The organism is Galbibacter mesophilus (assembly GCF_023721415.1).
Classification (GTDB): Bacteria; Bacteroidota; Bacteroidia; order Flavobacteriales; family Flavobacteriaceae; genus Galbibacter; species Galbibacter mesophilus.
Window position 1 is genome coordinate 181,670 of the sequence record NZ_JAMQVC010000001.1, and the last position, 17,171, is coordinate 198,840.

Annotated in this window: 12 protein-coding genes; all 12 read right to left on the reverse strand. The window is 38.4% G+C overall.

All coding sequences use genetic code 11. The features are described from left to right. Positions 1-145 precede the first annotated feature (145 nt). Positions 146-1,252 carry an acyloxyacyl hydrolase gene (locus NDQ75_RS00760; protein ID WP_202028861.1) on the reverse strand — a complete coding sequence of 369 codons (1,107 nt, stop codon included), beginning with the start codon at positions 1,250-1,252 and terminating at the stop codon, positions 146-148. A 32-nt stretch (positions 1,253-1,284) separates the two neighbouring features. Further along, positions 1,285-2,238 carry a methylenetetrahydrofolate reductase [NAD(P)H] gene (gene metF / locus NDQ75_RS00765; RefSeq protein WP_202028862.1) on the reverse strand — a complete coding sequence of 318 codons (954 nt, stop codon included), beginning with the start codon at positions 2,236-2,238 and terminating at the stop codon, positions 1,285-1,287. Positions 2,239-2,483: 245 nt separating this feature from the next. Beyond that, positions 2,484-5,210: a methionine synthase gene (metH, locus tag NDQ75_RS00770; RefSeq protein ID WP_202028863.1), complete on the reverse strand. Its 2,727-nt coding sequence runs from the start codon at positions 5,208-5,210 to the stop codon at positions 2,484-2,486. Positions 5,211-5,261: 51 nt separating this feature from the next. Then, positions 5,262-6,269, reverse strand: coding sequence for a homocysteine S-methyltransferase family protein (locus NDQ75_RS00775; protein WP_202028864.1), 1,008 nt, complete (start codon positions 6,267-6,269; stop codon positions 5,262-5,264). A 490-nt stretch (positions 6,270-6,759) separates the two neighbouring features. Beyond that, complete coding sequence (locus tag NDQ75_RS00780) at positions 6,760-7,320, reverse strand: hypothetical protein (RefSeq protein ID WP_202028865.1); 561 nt, start codon at positions 7,318-7,320, stop codon at positions 6,760-6,762. 104 nt (positions 7,321-7,424) lie between these two features. Next, on the reverse strand, positions 7,425-8,480 hold the full coding sequence (locus NDQ75_RS00785; protein ID WP_202028866.1) for an NAD(P)/FAD-dependent oxidoreductase: 1,056 nt from the start codon (positions 8,478-8,480) through the stop codon (positions 7,425-7,427). Between the two features lie 52 nt (positions 8,481-8,532). Further along, the gene (locus NDQ75_RS00790; RefSeq protein WP_202028867.1) at positions 8,533-9,117 is read right to left on the reverse strand and encodes a precorrin-2 dehydrogenase/sirohydrochlorin ferrochelatase family protein; all 585 of its coding nucleotides are present in this window, start codon (positions 9,115-9,117) and stop codon (positions 8,533-8,535) included. Positions 9,118-9,127: 10 nt separating this feature from the next. Beyond that, on the reverse strand, positions 9,128-9,889 hold the full coding sequence (gene cobA / locus NDQ75_RS00795) for a uroporphyrinogen-III C-methyltransferase (RefSeq protein ID WP_202028868.1): 762 nt from the start codon (positions 9,887-9,889) through the stop codon (positions 9,128-9,130). After that, positions 9,876-11,981, reverse strand: a complete 2,106-nt coding sequence (locus tag NDQ75_RS00800) for a HEPN domain-containing protein (RefSeq protein ID WP_202028869.1) — start codon at positions 11,979-11,981, stop codon at positions 9,876-9,878. The genes cobA and NDQ75_RS00800 overlap by 14 nt, the downstream gene beginning before the upstream one ends. A gap of 16 nt (positions 11,982-11,997) precedes the next feature. Next, on the reverse strand, positions 11,998-12,258 hold the full coding sequence (locus NDQ75_RS00805; protein ID WP_202028870.1) for a DUF2061 domain-containing protein: 261 nt from the start codon (positions 12,256-12,258) through the stop codon (positions 11,998-12,000). A gap of 172 nt (positions 12,259-12,430) precedes the next feature. Continuing rightward, positions 12,431-13,597, reverse strand: coding sequence for a trans-sulfuration enzyme family protein (locus NDQ75_RS00810; protein ID WP_202028871.1), 1,167 nt, complete (start codon positions 13,595-13,597; stop codon positions 12,431-12,433). A gap of 173 nt (positions 13,598-13,770) precedes the next feature. Continuing rightward, positions 13,771-17,166, reverse strand: a complete 3,396-nt coding sequence (gene thrA, locus NDQ75_RS00815) for a bifunctional aspartate kinase/homoserine dehydrogenase I (protein WP_202028872.1) — start codon at positions 17,164-17,166, stop codon at positions 13,771-13,773. Positions 17,167-17,171 lie beyond the last annotated feature (5 nt).

Below are 17,171 nucleotides of genomic sequence, written 5' to 3' on the forward strand. Positions count from 1 at the left end.
GTCGAAAAACCGTAATCAAAACTCCGCGTCGCTCCGTGCCTACGCTCCTGTCTTCGGAGCTTTTGATTACTATTCTCTGGATAAGGTTTTTAAAATCTCACCATATCAGTAATTTCGCTTTTAACTCTGTTCATTAAAATCAACCTTACAATCTATATCCAATTCCTATTTCTATTCCTTCTGCCTGCGCTGCATGAGCTTTTACAGCTACCGTGGCGAATAACTTTTTCTTTTGGGTGATATACCCTTTTATTCCTCCGCGCAAATACATTCTACCTTCGTAATCTACGGGATAATATACATAATATCCCGCTTGTGTAATTACTGAAAGCCTGTTGATAAACAACTCATGACCAACGAAAATACCTGCTCGTTTGTAATCTTCTGAACCATCAATACCTCTTTCTGGATAAGCGATACTGCTATACTTAATAAATTCTTTTAAAAAATTGGAATAAAACACATCGGTCCCCAATTGCAATGCACTTTTTTTATTGATTCGCTTATCAGCATAAAAAGAGAAAACATAAAAAGGAAATTGCCCACTGGAGATGACATCACTTTCGTTTACGCCACTTCGGAATACAAAATTATAACGTACTGGCTCATTAAACTTATTGGTAAGTCCTTCTGTGATTTGATAAGCTGGATCTTGTTGCTGAAGCTGATAATTTAATCCTACATTGAATGTAATGGAATTAATACTGGTATTAGGCGCTTTTGTATTTCCATTAGAATAATGAATTAAAGAAAGACCTGCTTGAACGCCAAGTCGCCCAAAAATACGTTCTCTTTTATAATTGAGCATTAAATAAGTACTGCTCAATAATTTTGAACCGAAAGCTACATTTCTAAAATTTTCCTCTTTGTCGTACGGATTGGAAGCCACGGCAATACCCTGACCGATTCGGAGCATTAAATTTCGATTAAAAAAGTAGAAGTTGTAATGTCCGTAAAGAGCGAGATTATCGCCCATAAACTCATTCTTTAAATCCTGATACCCTAAGGAGATTCCATAATCGGGATAATTATATAATTGCTCCCACTCTTTATTTCCGTAAGTTTTTTGATTCCAACTGAGAATAAATCCCTCAGGGTGACCTGTTATTAAATGAAGGATATCGTTATTGTGCCTCGAAATATTTCCGTAGAAATAATTTACATCGAAGTAAGACGAATACATTTTTGAGCTTTCCTGGGCTGTTCCAACAAAAGTTATTGCAAATAATAGAATAACGAGTAATCGCTTCATAGAGATGATTTCGCGACAAAAGTATACTATTTTTAGAATAGTTCCGAAGCAATTGCTTTTATATTGTCTGATTTTCCCATGGAATAATAGTGCAATAATGGAACACCCGCATCTTTTAATTCTTTGGATTGCTGAATGCACCATTCGATTCCTACTTGACGAACCTCCTTATTATTTTTACAGCTATCCACGGCATTTACCAGATCTTCTGGCAAATCAATTTTAAATACTTGAGGTAATAATTGAAGGTGTTTTTTTACCGCAATAGGCTTAATTCCAGGAATAATCGGGACATTGATTCCATAAGCTTTCGCCTTTTCTGTAAATTCGAAAAATTTGCTATTGTCGAAAAACATTTGCGTTACAATATAGTCGGCTCCAGCATCCACTTTTTCCTTTAATTTCTTTAAATCGAAATCTAATGACGGCGCTTCCAAATGCTTTTCAGGATAGCCAGCAACTCCAATACAGAAATCCGAGCAATTGGATGCTTCTATGGTTTCATGTAAATACTTCCCATCGCACATGTTTCTAATTTGTTTTACCAAATCGGTAGCGTAGGCATGACCGCCATCCGTGGGTTTAAAATAACGTTCGTGTTTCATGGCATCCCCGCGAAGGGCCATCACATTTTCTATTCCAAGGTATTGACAATCTACCAATAAATATTCGGTTTCTTCTTTGGTAAAACCACCGCAAAGCACATGAGGAATAGTATCTACATTGTATTTGTGTTTCAACGCTGCACAAATTCCCACTGTTCCAGGTCTCATACGGGTAATTTTCCTATCGAAAAGTCCGTCTTTTTCTATGTAAACAAACTCCTCACGTGAAGTCGTCACATCGATAAAAGGCGGATTGAACTCCATTAACGGATCGATGTTATCGTAGAGTTCTTGAATATTCTTGCCCTTTTGTGGCGGTATAATTTCAAAGGAAAACAACGTTTTCCCCTCGGCTTTTTTTATATGATCGGTTACTTTCATTTTCTATTTTTTTATCCTTCGACCAACCTCTCTGACAGGCAAGCTAAGGATGACATTTTTTTTATTTTATAGGCTTCTGATTTTCAAAAGCTAAAGAGTTAAGAAGAAAAAAAGTTAAGTTTATTTTATGAATCATACCCATTTTCAATTTTTACATGCCTTACTATAAAGCTATCAAAAACTGGAGCGATTATCGCTTTTCCTTCACTTTATACTTTTCACTTTTACCTTTTAACTTCAATTCATCAATCTGCTATGTTTGGATTTAACCATTTGGTGGCTTCTTCAACAGAAATTCCTCTTCTTTGGGCGTAATCCACTACTTGGTCTTCCTTAATTTTTCCTAGTCCGAAATACTTACTTTCTGGATTGGCGAAATAGTAACCAGAAACTGATGATGCTGGCCACATTGCCAAACTATCCGTTAATTTTACTCCAATGGTTTCTTCCACTTTAAGTAATTTCCATATCGTTTTCTTCTCTAAATGATCTGGACATGCTGGATAACCAGGTGCTGGACGAATTCCCTTGTATGTTTCCTTAATTAATTCTTCATTACTCAAATTTTCTTCGGAAGCATAGCCCCAAATTTCTTTACGGACTTTCTCGTGTAGATATTCAGCAAAAGCTTCCGCCAAGCGGTCTGCCAAAGCTTTAATCATGATGGAATTATAATCATCCAGGTTCTTTACATACTCATCAGAAATTTCATCCACCCCAAAACCGGTGGTCACACAAAACGCTCCCATGTAATCTTGCTTTCCACTTTCTTTAGGAGCAATAAAATCTGCCAAAGCAATATTATTCGCCCTTTTATTTTTTTCTGATTGCTGGCGAAGGGTTAAGAATCTATTCAATTCATTTCCAGCTTCATCATACAACTGAATATCATCGTCGTCCACTTGATTTGCGGGAAAAATTCCTAAAATCCCTTTTGCTGTTAGCCATTTCTCATTTACGATACTATTCAACATTTCTTTGGCTTCCGCAAATAATTTGGTAGCCTCTTTCCCGACTACTTCATCTTCTAAAATGGCAGGATATTTCCCATGCAATTCCCACGATCTAAAAAATGGTGTCCAATCGATATACGGCAATAGCTCTTCGAGCGTTACACTAACTTCCTTAACTCCTATAAAATTAGGCTTAAACGGAGTGAATTGTTCCCAATCGAGACGCAGTTTGTTGTCTCTGGCTTGCGCTATGGTTAAAAAGTTTTTCTCTCTTGAACGGTTTAAAAATCCTTCCCGAAGTTTATCATATTCAGTCTTTAAAGACAACCCATATTCTTCCTTCGATTTCGGATTTAGCAAATTACTCGCTACATTCACCGCTCTGGATGCATCGTTAACATGCACAACCGTTTTGGAATATTCCGGAGCAATTTTAACTGCAGTGTGTGCTCTTGAAGTAGTTGCCCCACCGATCATAACAGGAATAGAAAGGTTAAGTTTTTCCAATTCTTTGGCCAAATACACCATTTCATCCAGTGAAGGCGTTATGAGTCCGCTTAACCCAATAATATCTACTTCTTGATCAATGGCGGTTTGTATAATCTTTTCAGGCGGCACCATTACCCCCAAATCTACAACTTCGTAATTATTACAACCTAACACTACGCTCACAATATTTTTACCAATATCGTGCACGTCCCCTTTTACAGTGGCCATTAATATCTTACCAGCTGAACGAGAGGTTTCATCCTTTTCTGCCTCGATGAACGGCAACAAATACGCCACGGCCTTTTTCATTACCCGAGCGGATTTTACAACCTGTGGAAGAAACATTTTCCCACTTCCGAAGAGATCACCAACCACATTCATCCCGTTCATCAAATAGCCTTCAATTACCTCGATAGGTTTCGCCACTGATTGACGGGCCTCTTCTGCGTCTTCCTCCACAAACTCCAAAACTCCTTTCACCAAAGAATGTGTTATTCGCTCCTGCAAAGTACCGCTACGCCATTCTTGAGCTTGCTTTTCATTCGTTTTGCCATTTCCCTTAACGGTTTCAGCATAATCCAACAGGCGTTCCGTAGCATCGTCCCGACGGTCCAGTAAAACGTCTTCAATATATTCCAGCAGTTCTTTATCAATCTCATCATAAATCTCTAGCATTTCGGGATTTACAATTCCCATCGTCATACCATGTTGGATTCCGTGGTAAAGAAAGGCTGCATTCATCGCTTCACGAACTGTATTATTTCCTCGGAAGGAAAACGAAACGTTACTCACCCCTCCACTAATATGCGCATGCGGAAGATTTTCCCGGATCCATTTCGTGGCTCTGAAGAAATCTACTGCATTCTGGCGATGTTCTTCCATCCCAGTTCCTACTGGGAATATATTCGGATCGAAAATTATATCCTGAGGGGGAAAATTTATTTTATCTACTAGAATGTCGTAAGATCTTTTACAGATTTCAATGCGCCGCTCATAACTGTCCGCTTGTCCAACCTCATCAAAAGCCATCACGATTACTGCGGCTCCATATCTTTTTATCAGCTTAGCATGATGCAAAAACTGCTCTTCCCCTTCTTTTAAACTTATTGAGTTTACGACACCTTTACCTTGTACTACTTGCAAACCAGCTTCAATGATTTCCCATTTTGAGCTATCAATCATAATCGGTACGCGGGCAATATCGGGCTCCGCAGCGATAAGATTTAGGAATTTCACCATGGCGTATTTACCATCGAGCATTCCTTCATCCATATTTATATCGATAATCTGCGCTCCTCCCTCTACTTGAGCGCGAGCAACTTCCAGCGCTTCGTCATATTTTTCTTCTTTAATCAGGCGAAGAAACTTTCGGGAACCGGTAACATTAGTACGTTCCCCAACATTTACAAAATTGGTGTTTTCGTCTATTACCAAAGGTTCTAATCCGGAGAGAACGAGCGGTTTTCGCTGTTCGTTGTTCGTTGTTATTTTGTGGGTATCCAATACTGGTTGTTTGTTTTTTGTGTCCATTTCATTGATCTCCATCTATGCTTCGACAAGCTCAGCATGACAATTTCACATTTAACTAAAGCTTTCTTCATAAATTTTTCTAGGGGTATACTCTTGCGCTATTTCCGCCAACATTTTTATATGCTCTGGAGTTGTTCCACAGCATCCCCCTACAATATTTACAACATTTTGCTCCATATAATCCCGTATCATTTTTTGCATTTCTTCAGCAGTTTGGTCGTATTCCCCAAAATGATTTGGCAAACCTGCATTTGGATAAGCTGAAATATAGAAAGGTGATTTCTGCGAAAGTCTTTTTACATAGGGCAGCAACTGGTCGGCTCCCAAAGCACAGTTAAATCCGACACTCAACAATGGAATATGCGAAATACTTATTAAAAAAGCTTCGGCTGTTTGACCGGATAACGTTCTTCCGGAAGCATCGGTAATCGTGCCACTTACCATAACAGGAGTGTCGATATTTCGCTCTTCCTTTACTTCTTCAATAGCAAATAGAGCAGCTTTGGCATTTAACGTATCAAAAATGGTTTCCACCAGCAAAACATCCACGCCACCATCTATCAAACCTTCTACTTGTTGTTTGTAGGCTATGCGAAGTTCTTCAAATGTAATGGCTCGATAGCCGGGGTCGTTTACATCTGGCGACATACTTGCCGTTCTGTTTGTAGGCCCAATGGCGCCTGCAACAAAACGTGGTTTTTCAGAGTTTCTGGCAGTGAACTCGTCTGCAACTTTTTTAGCTATTTTGGCAGACTCATAATTGAGTTCATAAACGATATCTTCCAAATGATAATCGGCCATGGCAATGGTTGTTCCTGAAAACGTATTGGTTTCTACGATATCTGCACCTACTTCAAAATATTTAGCGTGTACTTCTGCGATTGCCTTTGGTTGGGTAAGAGACAGTAAATCGTTATTACCCTGTAATGGATGTTCAAAATCTTTAAAACGTTCGCCTCGAAAATCGGCTTCGGTAAATTTGTACTGCTGCAACATGGTGCCCATGGCGCCGTCTAGGACTAAAATGCGTTTTTCAAGTTCTTTTCTAATATCTTTCATTCGTACCGATTAATCGTATTTTTCGCTTTCTTTTTTCAGCAGAAAACATGGCATAGTTCAACTATTTGAATACTTAAATATTCAATTTGTAAGGGCGTATCAAGAATTTGTGATATAAAAAAGGAAGTCTTTTTTGTTATCTGTCCTTAACCACTGAAGTTTTTGAGTCTTTTTAAATCTAAGAGTCTTAAAAAGACCCTGAAACGAATTCAGGGTAAAGGTAGAACGTAGCACCTTCTTGTAGCCCCGAAACTAGTATGTACAAGAGTCTTAAAAAACTAAATTGAATCTTAAGACCCTGAAACAAGTTCAGGGTAAAGGGTTGCTAAGGCTTCTGCGGGTCTAATCCCTACACCTTTCTTGATAACGCTCAATAAGTAATGAACAATCGAACCGCAAATATAATTTACATTTTACTGTTAGACAAATGGAAATTGTTATAAATGAATATAATTTTGGCTATAAAATGAGGTATTATACACCTTGGAATTTAAAACGTATATCCTATTCTTAAATGAAGGTCTCCCGCCAGCTCTTGTTTATCTTCTGGATGTGCCAATTCATCTGAAAAGTAGAAACGGTATCCAAGGCCAAAACCAACCTCATAATTAAAATGCTTACCAATATTTCTTCGGATTCCCCATTTAGGAATGAAAGAAACATTATCGAGCACACTCACATTGTCCAAATTAGAAATCGTAAACCAGTCTGGTAAATAGGTGACATCTAAAGCAAGAAAAGTAGCCGCGTTATGAAAAGTGGATTTTCCCTTTTCATTCCTTTTTTTAATATTGTAGTAATACCGAGGCTCGACCGTAATACTTGGTGTTAATATGAAACCATCTTCTATAAAAGTGCCGCTAAAAAAGCCAGCATTTAAGCCTATTTCAGAGCGTAAAGCCAATTTAGACGCCAACCTTGCTTCATTAAATCCCCAAAGCCCAAGAAATCCTGTTTGGATTCCAAAAATAGACTTTTCCACATCACTATTTTGAGAATGTACTTTCTGAAAACTAAAAACTATCACAATAATTATAAGAATTTTCTTCATCTGTAAAAATGTATAATAGTTGCAAATAAAGAAAATATACTCACACTAAAAAAGCGAATACTTCTTAAAGTATCCGCTTTTAATAAGTTATAATTAAAAAGCCGTTAAACAATACTCTTCACCACTTCTTTCTTGGCTTCTTTTTTAGTTCCATCGAAACCTTGCACGCCGCCAACAGTAGTGTATTTCATAACGTACTTTTTATCCGGGAATATTCGTTGATAAGCGCTCTGGCACATAACCGCAGCTTCATGGAAACCAGAAAGTATTAATTTTAATTTCCCAGGATATGTATTAACATCTCCAATGGCATAAACTCCAGGAATATTGGTAGAATAATCGTATGCATTATTCACTTTAATAGCATTCTTTTCAATTTCCAATCCCCAATTGGCAATAGGTCCAAGCTTAGGTGAAAGTCCGAACAACGGAATAAAGCTGTCAACTTCTATATGCGATTCACCATCTTTTAGATGTTTTACCGTTACCGCTTCTAATTTATCATCCCCGTGCAATTGGGTTACTTCTGCCTCGGTAATTAACTCTACTTTTCCTTTTTTGGAAAGTTCAGCTACTTTTTCAACGGAGTCCAACGCACCTCTAAACTCATTTCTTCTGTGTACCAAATACACTTCTGAAGCAACATCTGCTAAGAAAATAGACCAATCTAAAGCTGAGTCTCCTCCTCCAGCAATTAAAACTTTTTTATCTCGATAAACTTCTGGGTCTTTAATCATGTAAGCAACCCCGTTATCTTCGTATTTCGTAATATTCTCGATTTGAGGTTTTCTAGGCTCAAAACTTCCCAAACCACCTGCAATAACCACTACGGGGGCATGATGTTTAGTACCTTTGTTTGTAGTTACAATAAAAGTTTCATCCTCCAGTTTTTCAATAGTTTCTGCTCTTTCACCCAACGTATAAGTTGGTTCAAAAGATTTTATTTGCTCCAAAAGATTTTTTACTAAATCTCCTGCTAATATCTCTGGAAAAGCTGGAATATCGTAAATGGGTTTCTTCGGATAAATTTCTGAACACTGCCCACCCGGTTGCGGCAAGGCATCTATCAAATGACATTTTAACTTCAATAATCCTGCTTCAAACACCGTGAATAATCCAGTTGGACCCGCTCCAATTATTAATATATCTGTTTTAATCATGATTTCCCTTTTTTCCCGTTCAACGGAACTTTTTATATTTAAATTCTACTTTTTATTTTTCAACCAAACTCTTGGTAAACTCATTCAGTTTTTCAACTTTTTCTTCAAAATTACCTTTGATGGTTTTTCGATACTCGTTCAAATTTTTCACCAAATCATCAATATTTTCAGGAATAACTTCTTCAAAAAATTGACGAAGTCTTTTCGCTGTTGTGGGTGATTTCCCGTTGGTAGAAATCGCTATTTTTACGTTTCCTTTTGTAACGATTCCACCCATGTAAAAATCGCAATATGGAGGATTATCGGCTACGTTTACCAAAATGGTTCTCTCTTTACAGTCTTTATACACTTGTACATTCACCTCTTCCTTATCCGTCGTGGCAATTACAATATGCTTTCCCTCCAAGTATTTTTCGGCATAGATGTCATTTATCATTTCTACACCATGTGCTTCTGCCTTTTCAATGGTTTCTTCCCTAAAATAAGGCGCTACCATTTGTACTTGGGCATTCGGACTCGACTTCAGTAAAAAAGTAAGTTTTTCCAGAGCGACATTTCCCCCACCTACAATAAGGGTTTGTAAATTATTTACCTTTAAAAATACAGGGTATAACTCGTTTCTTTCTTCCCCTTCCATCTCTTCAATTTTAAAAGATTGCTACTTCCTTCGTTATTTCCGCTATTTTTTCGCGATGCTTTACTACTTCTCCGATTAAAATTATAGCCGGATTGGAAAGCTGTTTGTCAGCCACTACCTGCTCGATAGTTTCGATGGTTCCAATACCTACTTTTTCTTCTGGAGTAGTGCCACTTTGAATAATGGCCACCGGAACATCGTGCTTATTTTCATTTTTGAACAAGGCCGTGATTTCTCCCAGTTTGCTCATGCCCATTAAAATTACCACGGTGGCAGACGACTTCGACGCCAGCACCACATCATTTGATAGTTTATGGTTCTTGGTGGTGCCCGTAATTACCCAAAAACTTTCTGAACTTCCCCGCTTTGTAATCGGGATATTTTGATACGCCGGAACCGCTAATGCGGATGAAATTCCGGGAACAAATTCACTTTCTACACCATGGGAAATTGCATACTCCATTTCTTCGGCGCCCCTACCAAAAACAAATGGGTCACCCCCTTTTAAACGAACCACATGTCCATGCGCTCGTGCGCTGCTAACAATAAGTTCATTAATTTGTTCTTGTTGAAAGGCATAGCATCCTTTTCTTTTTCCCACAAAAATATGTGAAGCATTTGGTGCATGCTCCAACAATTGTGGGTTTACCAAAGCGTCGTATAAAACAATGTTGGCATTTTGTAAAGCTTTCATCCCCTTAATAGTGAGCAAGTCCGGATCTCCCGGACCTGCCCCTATCAAAGTCAGTTTTGGTTGGTTATTTGTCTGCATTAGCTAATTCTAATCTTCTGAAGGCATCTGCTTTCTTGTAAAATGCCTGCGCATCCTCAAGAAATAATTTGGCGAACTCTTCAGATGGTTTATTAATTTTGATTTGATAAACGAGATCGTGGAAAGATAAGTTTAGTGAAACCTTCCCGGTTGAGACAAACACTTCGTCAAACTGATTTATGATACCCGCTTGGGTATTGGTTTTTTTGTTTTCTGCGGTTAACAATGCTTTGGCGGTATTTATCAACGATGTGTACGATTGATAAATACTATCTGCCCATTTTCCTTCATTGAAAGAAAGTTGGGCTTTTTCAATTTTCTCTTCACTTTCGAAAAGAAGTGTTGCTACCAAATCGATAACTACACCGGCACATTCCCCGACACCTACTTCCTGAACATACGCTTTATCATGGCCCCAATCTACAAAATCATCTTCAGTTAGATTGTCTGTATCTGACAAAGGTTTAAGATAATCATAAAAATATTTCTGCTCTTTTCTATCGTAATAAGCCAAGAAATTTTCTCCTTCTTCCTTATTCTGCTGAAAATCATCTAGGATAGAACGCAGTGCCTGCGGCCCTCTCTTAGATGGAATTTTTATTACTTTATCGGCAAATCTTCCTGCTCCATCTCCTAAAACGCCGCCTCCCAACAATATTTGAAGTGCTGGAGCGACCAATTTATTTTTGGTACGAATGGACATTCCTTGAAACCCAATGTGTGCCATATTGTGCTGCCCACAAGCATTCATACAGCCACTGATTTTTATAGCCACCTCGTGATTGTTAATGTATTGCGGATATTCTTTTTGCAACATGTCTTCCAATACATCGGCAATTCCTGTGCTGCTTGCAATTCCCAAATTACACGTATCTGTCCCTGGGCAAGCTGTAATATCTGCAGTGGAATTGTAACCTAAGTCTACAAAACCGAGTTCTTTCAACTCCAAGTAAAACAAAGGCAATAAATCGGCTTTTACGTGACGGATTAAAATATCCTGACGTAATGTTAAGCGTAATTCATCAGCAGCATATTTCTGAATTAAATGCGCCAGCTTTCTTGCTTTATCTGTATAAAAATCGCCTAGTTTAACTTTTATTCCAATGGAAAATAAACCATCTTGTTTTTGTGGATACACGTTAGCATCTCTCCACTTCTCGTATCCATCTACATCTTTTAAATCCACTTTAGGAACAGCTATTGCATCAACCACAGAGCGGTCTAAATCAAAGCCATCCTCACTAATTGGATAAGAATGGTTTGATAGCGCCAATTTCTCCTCTTCAATCAGTTGCAGAAAAGCTTCTAGTCCAATATCTTTTATTAAGAACTTCATCCTTGCTTTTAAACGCTTTGCACGTTCCCCGTGGCGATCAAAAATTCGCAATACACTTTCAATTACTGGAATTATTTGATTCGCTGGCAAGAATTCATACATTACGTCTGCATGTCTGGGCTGAGAACCCAATCCGCCACCAAGCATTACTTTAAATCCTTTCTCACCATTTTTTATCTTCGGAATAAATCCAAGATCATGAATATAAGAAAGTGCTGTATCACTATCTGAAGAAGAAAAGGACATTTTAAATTTACGTCCCATTTCCTGACAAATAGGGTTTCTTAAAAAGAACTGAAACGTAGCGTGCGCATAGGGTGTAACATCAAAAGGTTCGTTTGGATCGATACCCGCTTCCGGACTAGCAGTTACGTTTCTAACGGTGTTTCCGCAAGCCTCTCGAATGGTAACATCACTTTTTTCAAGTTCCGCCCACAATTCTGGCGTTCTGTCCAAACTCACGTAGTGAATCTGTATGTCTTGACGCGTAGTGATATGCAACCTACCTCTTGAATATTCATCAGAAACATCGCAAATACGCAACAACTGATCTCCCGTTACCTTTCCGTAAGGTAATTTTATACGAACCATCTGCACGCCTTCTTGCCTTTGGCCATAAACTCCACGGGCCAAACGCAAGCTTCTAAAGCGTTCTTCATCTACTTTCCCTTCTCTAAAAAGACGAATTTTCTTTTCTAACTCAATGATGTCTTTTTCTACAACGGGATTTTCAATCTCTGTTCTAAAACTTTGCATTTTCTTTGTTTTCTAATTATTTACCCCACTTAATTCGCTCCCAAATTCGCTCATGAAAAAAGTAAAGGGTCATTTTGGTTATTAATTCCACCAAACCGATGGATAGTGCTAATTCTATTGTTCCAGTAATAATCCATGAAATTAAAATGGTATCCATGGTTCCTACAATTCGCCAACTAACCGATTTTGCTATGCTCCTTGAAATCTTATCTCCTGCGGCACTTTTCTCAGCACCTGTCTTGCTACGACTCCCCTGTAATACCTTATCTAAAATCATCTTCTTTACCTTTATTACTCTACTTAATCGATAGGTTAATAGAATTTAATAGCGAAAGTAATATATAATTCTAGAAATCCCAACGTTTTTGTTGATTTTTAACTAAAGAATTCAAGAAAAGGAAAAATCCTCACTCAAAATGAGGATTTTATTTGACTCTCAACGGATTGTGCTACCCCAAAGCCTGCTCTAAATCTGCGATTACATCTTCTACATTTTCAAGTCCGACGGAAACACGAACCAGTCCGTCAGAAATTCCCACCTGCAGTCTATCTTCTTCTGAAAGTTTACTGTGCGTAGTAGATGCTGGATGCGTAACAATCGTACGAGTATCTCCCAAATTTGCAGAAAGTGAGCACATTTTTATATTGTTTAAAAATCTTCTTCCTGCTTCAACCCCTCCTTTTACTTCAAAAGCTACAATACTACCTCCTTTTTTCATTTGCTTTTTAGCGATTTCGTATTGGGGATGCGATTTTAAGAAAGGATATTTTACAAAATTCACTTTATCGTGCGCCTCTAAAAATTCAGCAACTTTTAATGCATTCTCACAATGCCTATCCACACGTACCGCCAACGTCTCTAAACTTTTGGAAAGCACCCAAGCGTTAAACGGCGATAATGCCGGACCTGTATTTCGGGAAAATAGATAAATCTCTCGGATTAAGTCCGCCGGTCCAACAGCTACACCACCCAACACACGACCTTGTCCATCTATTAATTTTGTAGCGGAATGCACCACGATGTGAGCTCCAAAATCTATAGGTTTTTGCAGGTAAGGTGTTGCAAAACAATTATCCACAATTAAAATTAAATTGTGTTTCTTGGCAACTTCACCTAAAAATTCTAAATCCAATACATCAACCGCTGGGTTGGTCGGGGTTTCAGCGAACAAAATTTTGGTGTTAGGCTGAATTAACTCTTCAATGGAATCTACTTCATCCACTTTGAAATAAGAAGTTTCTATGTTCCACTTCGGAAGAAATTTGGTAAATAAGGCATGCGTAGAACCAAACACCGATCTTGCCGATACAATATGGTCGCCGCTATTCAGTAAAGCCGCAAATGTTGAAAACACAGCAGACATTCCCGTTGCAAAAGCATAACCAGCTTCCGCTCCTTCCATTTTACAGATTTTATCTACAAATTCCGTTGTATTTGGGTTGGTAAATCTACTGTATAAATTACGCTCTTTTTCTTCTGCAAAGGATGCTCGCATATCTTCGGCATCTTCAAATACGAAACTAGAAGACAAATACAGTGGTGCTGAATGTTCTAAAAATTCCGTTCTTTCAATTTGCGTGCGAATTGCCTCGGTTTCAAAATGTTTTTTGTTCATTCTTTATATTTTTTTGTTGGGACGAATCTATGTGTCCATCCGTTATTTTGGACAGGCGCATGGGTCTGTGCCTGCATTTTTTTTGGACAGACACACCGGTCTGTCACTACGGTTGTTTTATTTGATGGACATGTCCGTTGGTTACGGACAGACACCTAGGTCTGTCCCTACGGTTATCCTTTTTCGGCCAATTTTAAAATGTCACCGAATACACCGCGCGCGGTAACAGCTGCTCCAGCCCCTGCTCCTTGGATTACAATAGGTCTATCTCCGTAGGATTCGGTATAAATTTCAAATATTGAATCGGCTCCCTTTACTTGTCCTAACACGCTATCGGAAGGAACGGAAACCAATTTCACGTCCAACACACCTTTGTCCTGCTGCAAATCACCATGCAAATCTCCTACATATCGCAACACATGTCCGGGCTGCTGATTTTTCTTCTTTTCTAAATATGGAGCATCAAATTCCCCTAAGCTTTTCAAAAACTCCGGCACATGTTTATCCCGTAATTTTTCAGGAACAAGATTTTCAATATTCACATCTTCAAACTCGTTTTGTAAGTCCAATTCCCGTGCTAAAATGAGCAGTTTTCTACCCACATCATTTCCATATAAATCTTCCCGAGGATCTGGTTCTGTAAAACCTTCATCAATTGTATCTTTTAAAATATCACTGAAAGATTTTTCTTCCGAAGAAAACCTATTAAACAAATAACTCAACGTCCCAGAGAAAACACCTCGAATACGTGTAATATTCTCCCCAGAAAGGTGCAAAATACGAATCGTATCAATTAATGGAAGTCCGGCTCCCACATTGGTTTCATATAAATATTGCTTCTGATTTTTCTCCAGTAAACTTCGCAGTTCTTTGTAAAAACCAAAGTCTAAAGTATTGGCAATCTTGTTGGATGACACCAAATCAAATCCACTCTCCACCAACGTTTTATAGTTTGCTACAAAATCTTTACTGGCTGTGTTGTCTATCGCAATTAAATTTTCCAAATGATGATCTTTTGCAAAAGCAATTACATCGTTCACTTGCGCCGAATGGTTTGTAGATTTAATAGCATCACGCCAATTTGTATCGATACCTTCTTTCGCAAGCAACAACTGTCTGGAATTGGAAACCGCAAAAATGTTCAATTTAATTTTCTTACGCTCTTCAATATTTGCTGCGGAAGTAAGGATTTGGTCTATCAGCGTTCCACCCACTAATCCATGGCCGAAAATTGCGATGTTTATTTTTTTGGAAATTTCGAAAATCTCACCGTGAATTACGTTCAGTGCCTTATGAAGCTCGGATTTTTTCACCACCAAACTCACATTCTTTCCCGTAACGGTATTGTTGAACAAAATTGGAATCACTTGATTCTTTATCAGCGCGTTATAAGGTTTGTGAAACGAACTTAAATCTTGCCCAATAATGGAAATCACCGACACATCATCCACCACGGAAATTTTATTGACATCTTTGGAGTAAAAATCGTTTTCAAACTCTTTTTCCAAAGCAATCATTGCCTCGGTAGCATCTTTAGCATTTACCACCAATCCAATTCCTCTTTCCGAAGAACCTTGTGAAATTATACTTACACTAATATCCTTTCTACCAAGCGCATTAAAAATTCGGGCATCCACACCGGCTTTCCCAAGCAAACCTCGTCCTTCCAAATTAACCAACGCCACATTTTCCAGAACTGACAGCGATTTAATCCCTTCTTTTTTCGGGTTAGCCGTTATAAGCGTTCCTTTGTTGTCGTGATTGAAAGTATTTAAAATACGTAATGGAATATTCTTTTCCAGAAGCGGAATTATGGTCTTTGCATGCAAAATAGTTGCTCCAAAATTTGCTAGCTCATTGGCTTCGTTAAAAGATAATTCTTCAATTCGTTGCGCTGTTGGCACCAAGTCCGGATTCGCGGTAAAAATACCATCTACATGTGTAAAACTTTGTAATTCGCCAGCATCAAGGAAATTAGCCAATAAAGAAGCAGTATAATTACTGCCATTTCTACCCAAAGTAGTGGTTTCATTGTTTTTGTTGGAACCTATAAATCCGGTTACAATATTGACCGTAGTTCCATTATGTTTGGCAAAATGCTTTAAAACATTTTCTTTGGAAGTTTTCTCCAACGGCTGTGCATCTCCAAACTTTTCATCGGTTTTAATGAGTTCACGCGAATCTGTAAAATTGGCATTGATTCCTTTTTCTAGAAGGATTTCAGTTATAAGCTTTGCCGAAATAATTTCGCCTTGTGCTAATACCTCATCTTTGATTTTGGTACTGAAATCGCCCAACAAACTAACACCGGAAAACAATTTTTCCAATCGGTCGAATTCGACAGACAAATCGGCTTTTGGATAATCTTCGGTTTGATATTTTTTAAAAGCCTCGAATAAATGTCCATAATCCTGCCCATCCGCTGCGGTTTCCAAGATACTTTCTAGCTCGTTTGTGGCATTGTTTCTTGCGGAAACAACAACGGTTATGCGCTCCCCTTCTTTAACTTTATTCTCTATAATCTCTACAACATTGTTAATCCCTTTACCATTGGCAAGCGATTTCCCTCCAAATTTTAATACTTTCATTTTATTGTCTTTAAGGGCCGATTGAAATATGTTCCCTATTAATTTTTCCAATTGTTCATATTCTATTAAAAACGCATCATGTCCGTGCACCGAAACCACTTCCCCGTAACGCACACGGTCGCTCGATTGCGCCAACTGCTTGTAGGTTTCGCGGTTTTCTTCAGCAGTAAAAAACAAATCTGAATTCACCCCAATAATGTGCACATTCGCATCGATAGACTCCAAAACATTGAAATGCTCGGGACGATCTCGGGTTACATCAATTGTTTTTAGCAACTGATTCATTAATTTATAAGCTGAAAGCTGAAAGCGTTCCTGTAATTTTTTCCCGTGATGAAGCAACCAACTTTCCACATTGAAAACTTGCAACTCCTCATTTGTGGTACGTTTGAAACGGGATTTAAACGACTCTGGAGTTCGGTAACAAAGCATGGCGTGCATACGCGCATCGTGTACCGGTTGCTTGGAATTCACCAAAAACTGTTCTTGAATTTGACAATTTGCAATCAACCAATCAGTAGATTTCCAATCGGTAGCCACGGGAATAAAATGTTCGGTTATCGCAGGCTTTAGCGCAACCATTTCCCAAGCGATTCCTCCGCCAAGGGAGCCCCCGATAAGTGCGTACAATTTTTTAATTTGAAGCGCTTCCAGTCCCAAAAGAAAAATCCGAGCCACATCGCGCGCTACAAAATCTTTATAATTATCAATTACAAATCCGTCATAGCCATTCCCAGGAACATTAAAAGCTAAAATGGTGTAGTAGTTTGTATCGATAGCTTTTCCTTCACCTATTAAATCTTTCCACCAACCCTGCTCACCACTAACGTCAGAATTTCCTGTAAGCGCATGGTTCACCATCACGATAGGAGCGCTGTGCAAAGGCTTACCAAACAATTGATACGATAGGTTTATGTCTTGCGAAGCACCACTTAACGTTTGAAAGTCTTTTAAAGGAATATGTAACAATTTATCTGTCAAGGTAT

Bases quoted from the DNA above. Each gene is read 5' to 3' on its own strand.
- NDQ75_RS00760 (WP_202028861.1), bottom strand. From the start codon at position 1,252: ATGAAGCGATTACTCGTTATTCTATTATTTGCAATAACTTTTGTTGGA.
- metF (WP_202028862.1), bottom strand. From the start codon at position 2,238: ATGAAAGTAACCGATCATATAAAAAAAGCCGAGGGGAAAACGTTGTTT.
- metH (WP_202028863.1), bottom strand. From the start codon at position 5,210: ATGGACACAAAAAACAAACAACCAGTATTGGATACCCACAAAATAACA.
- NDQ75_RS00775 (WP_202028864.1), bottom strand. From the start codon at position 6,269: ATGAAAGATATTAGAAAAGAACTTGAAAAACGCATTTTAGTCCTAGAC.
- NDQ75_RS00780 (WP_202028865.1), bottom strand. From the start codon at position 7,320: ATGAAGAAAATTCTTATAATTATTGTGATAGTTTTTAGTTTTCAGAAA.
- NDQ75_RS00785 (WP_202028866.1), bottom strand. From the start codon at position 8,480: ATGATTAAAACAGATATATTAATAATTGGAGCGGGTCCAACTGGATTA.
- NDQ75_RS00790 (WP_202028867.1), bottom strand. From the start codon at position 9,117: ATGGAAGGGGAAGAAAGAAACGAGTTATACCCTGTATTTTTAAAGGTA.
- cobA (WP_202028868.1), bottom strand. From the start codon at position 9,889: ATGCAGACAAATAACCAACCAAAACTGACTTTGATAGGGGCAGGTCCG.
- NDQ75_RS00800 (WP_202028869.1), bottom strand. From the start codon at position 11,981: ATGCAAAGTTTTAGAACAGAGATTGAAAATCCCGTTGTAGAAAAAGAC.
- NDQ75_RS00805 (WP_202028870.1), bottom strand. From the start codon at position 12,258: ATGATTTTAGATAAGGTATTACAGGGGAGTCGTAGCAAGACAGGTGCT.
- NDQ75_RS00810 (WP_202028871.1), bottom strand. From the start codon at position 13,597: ATGAACAAAAAACATTTTGAAACCGAGGCAATTCGCACGCAAATTGAA.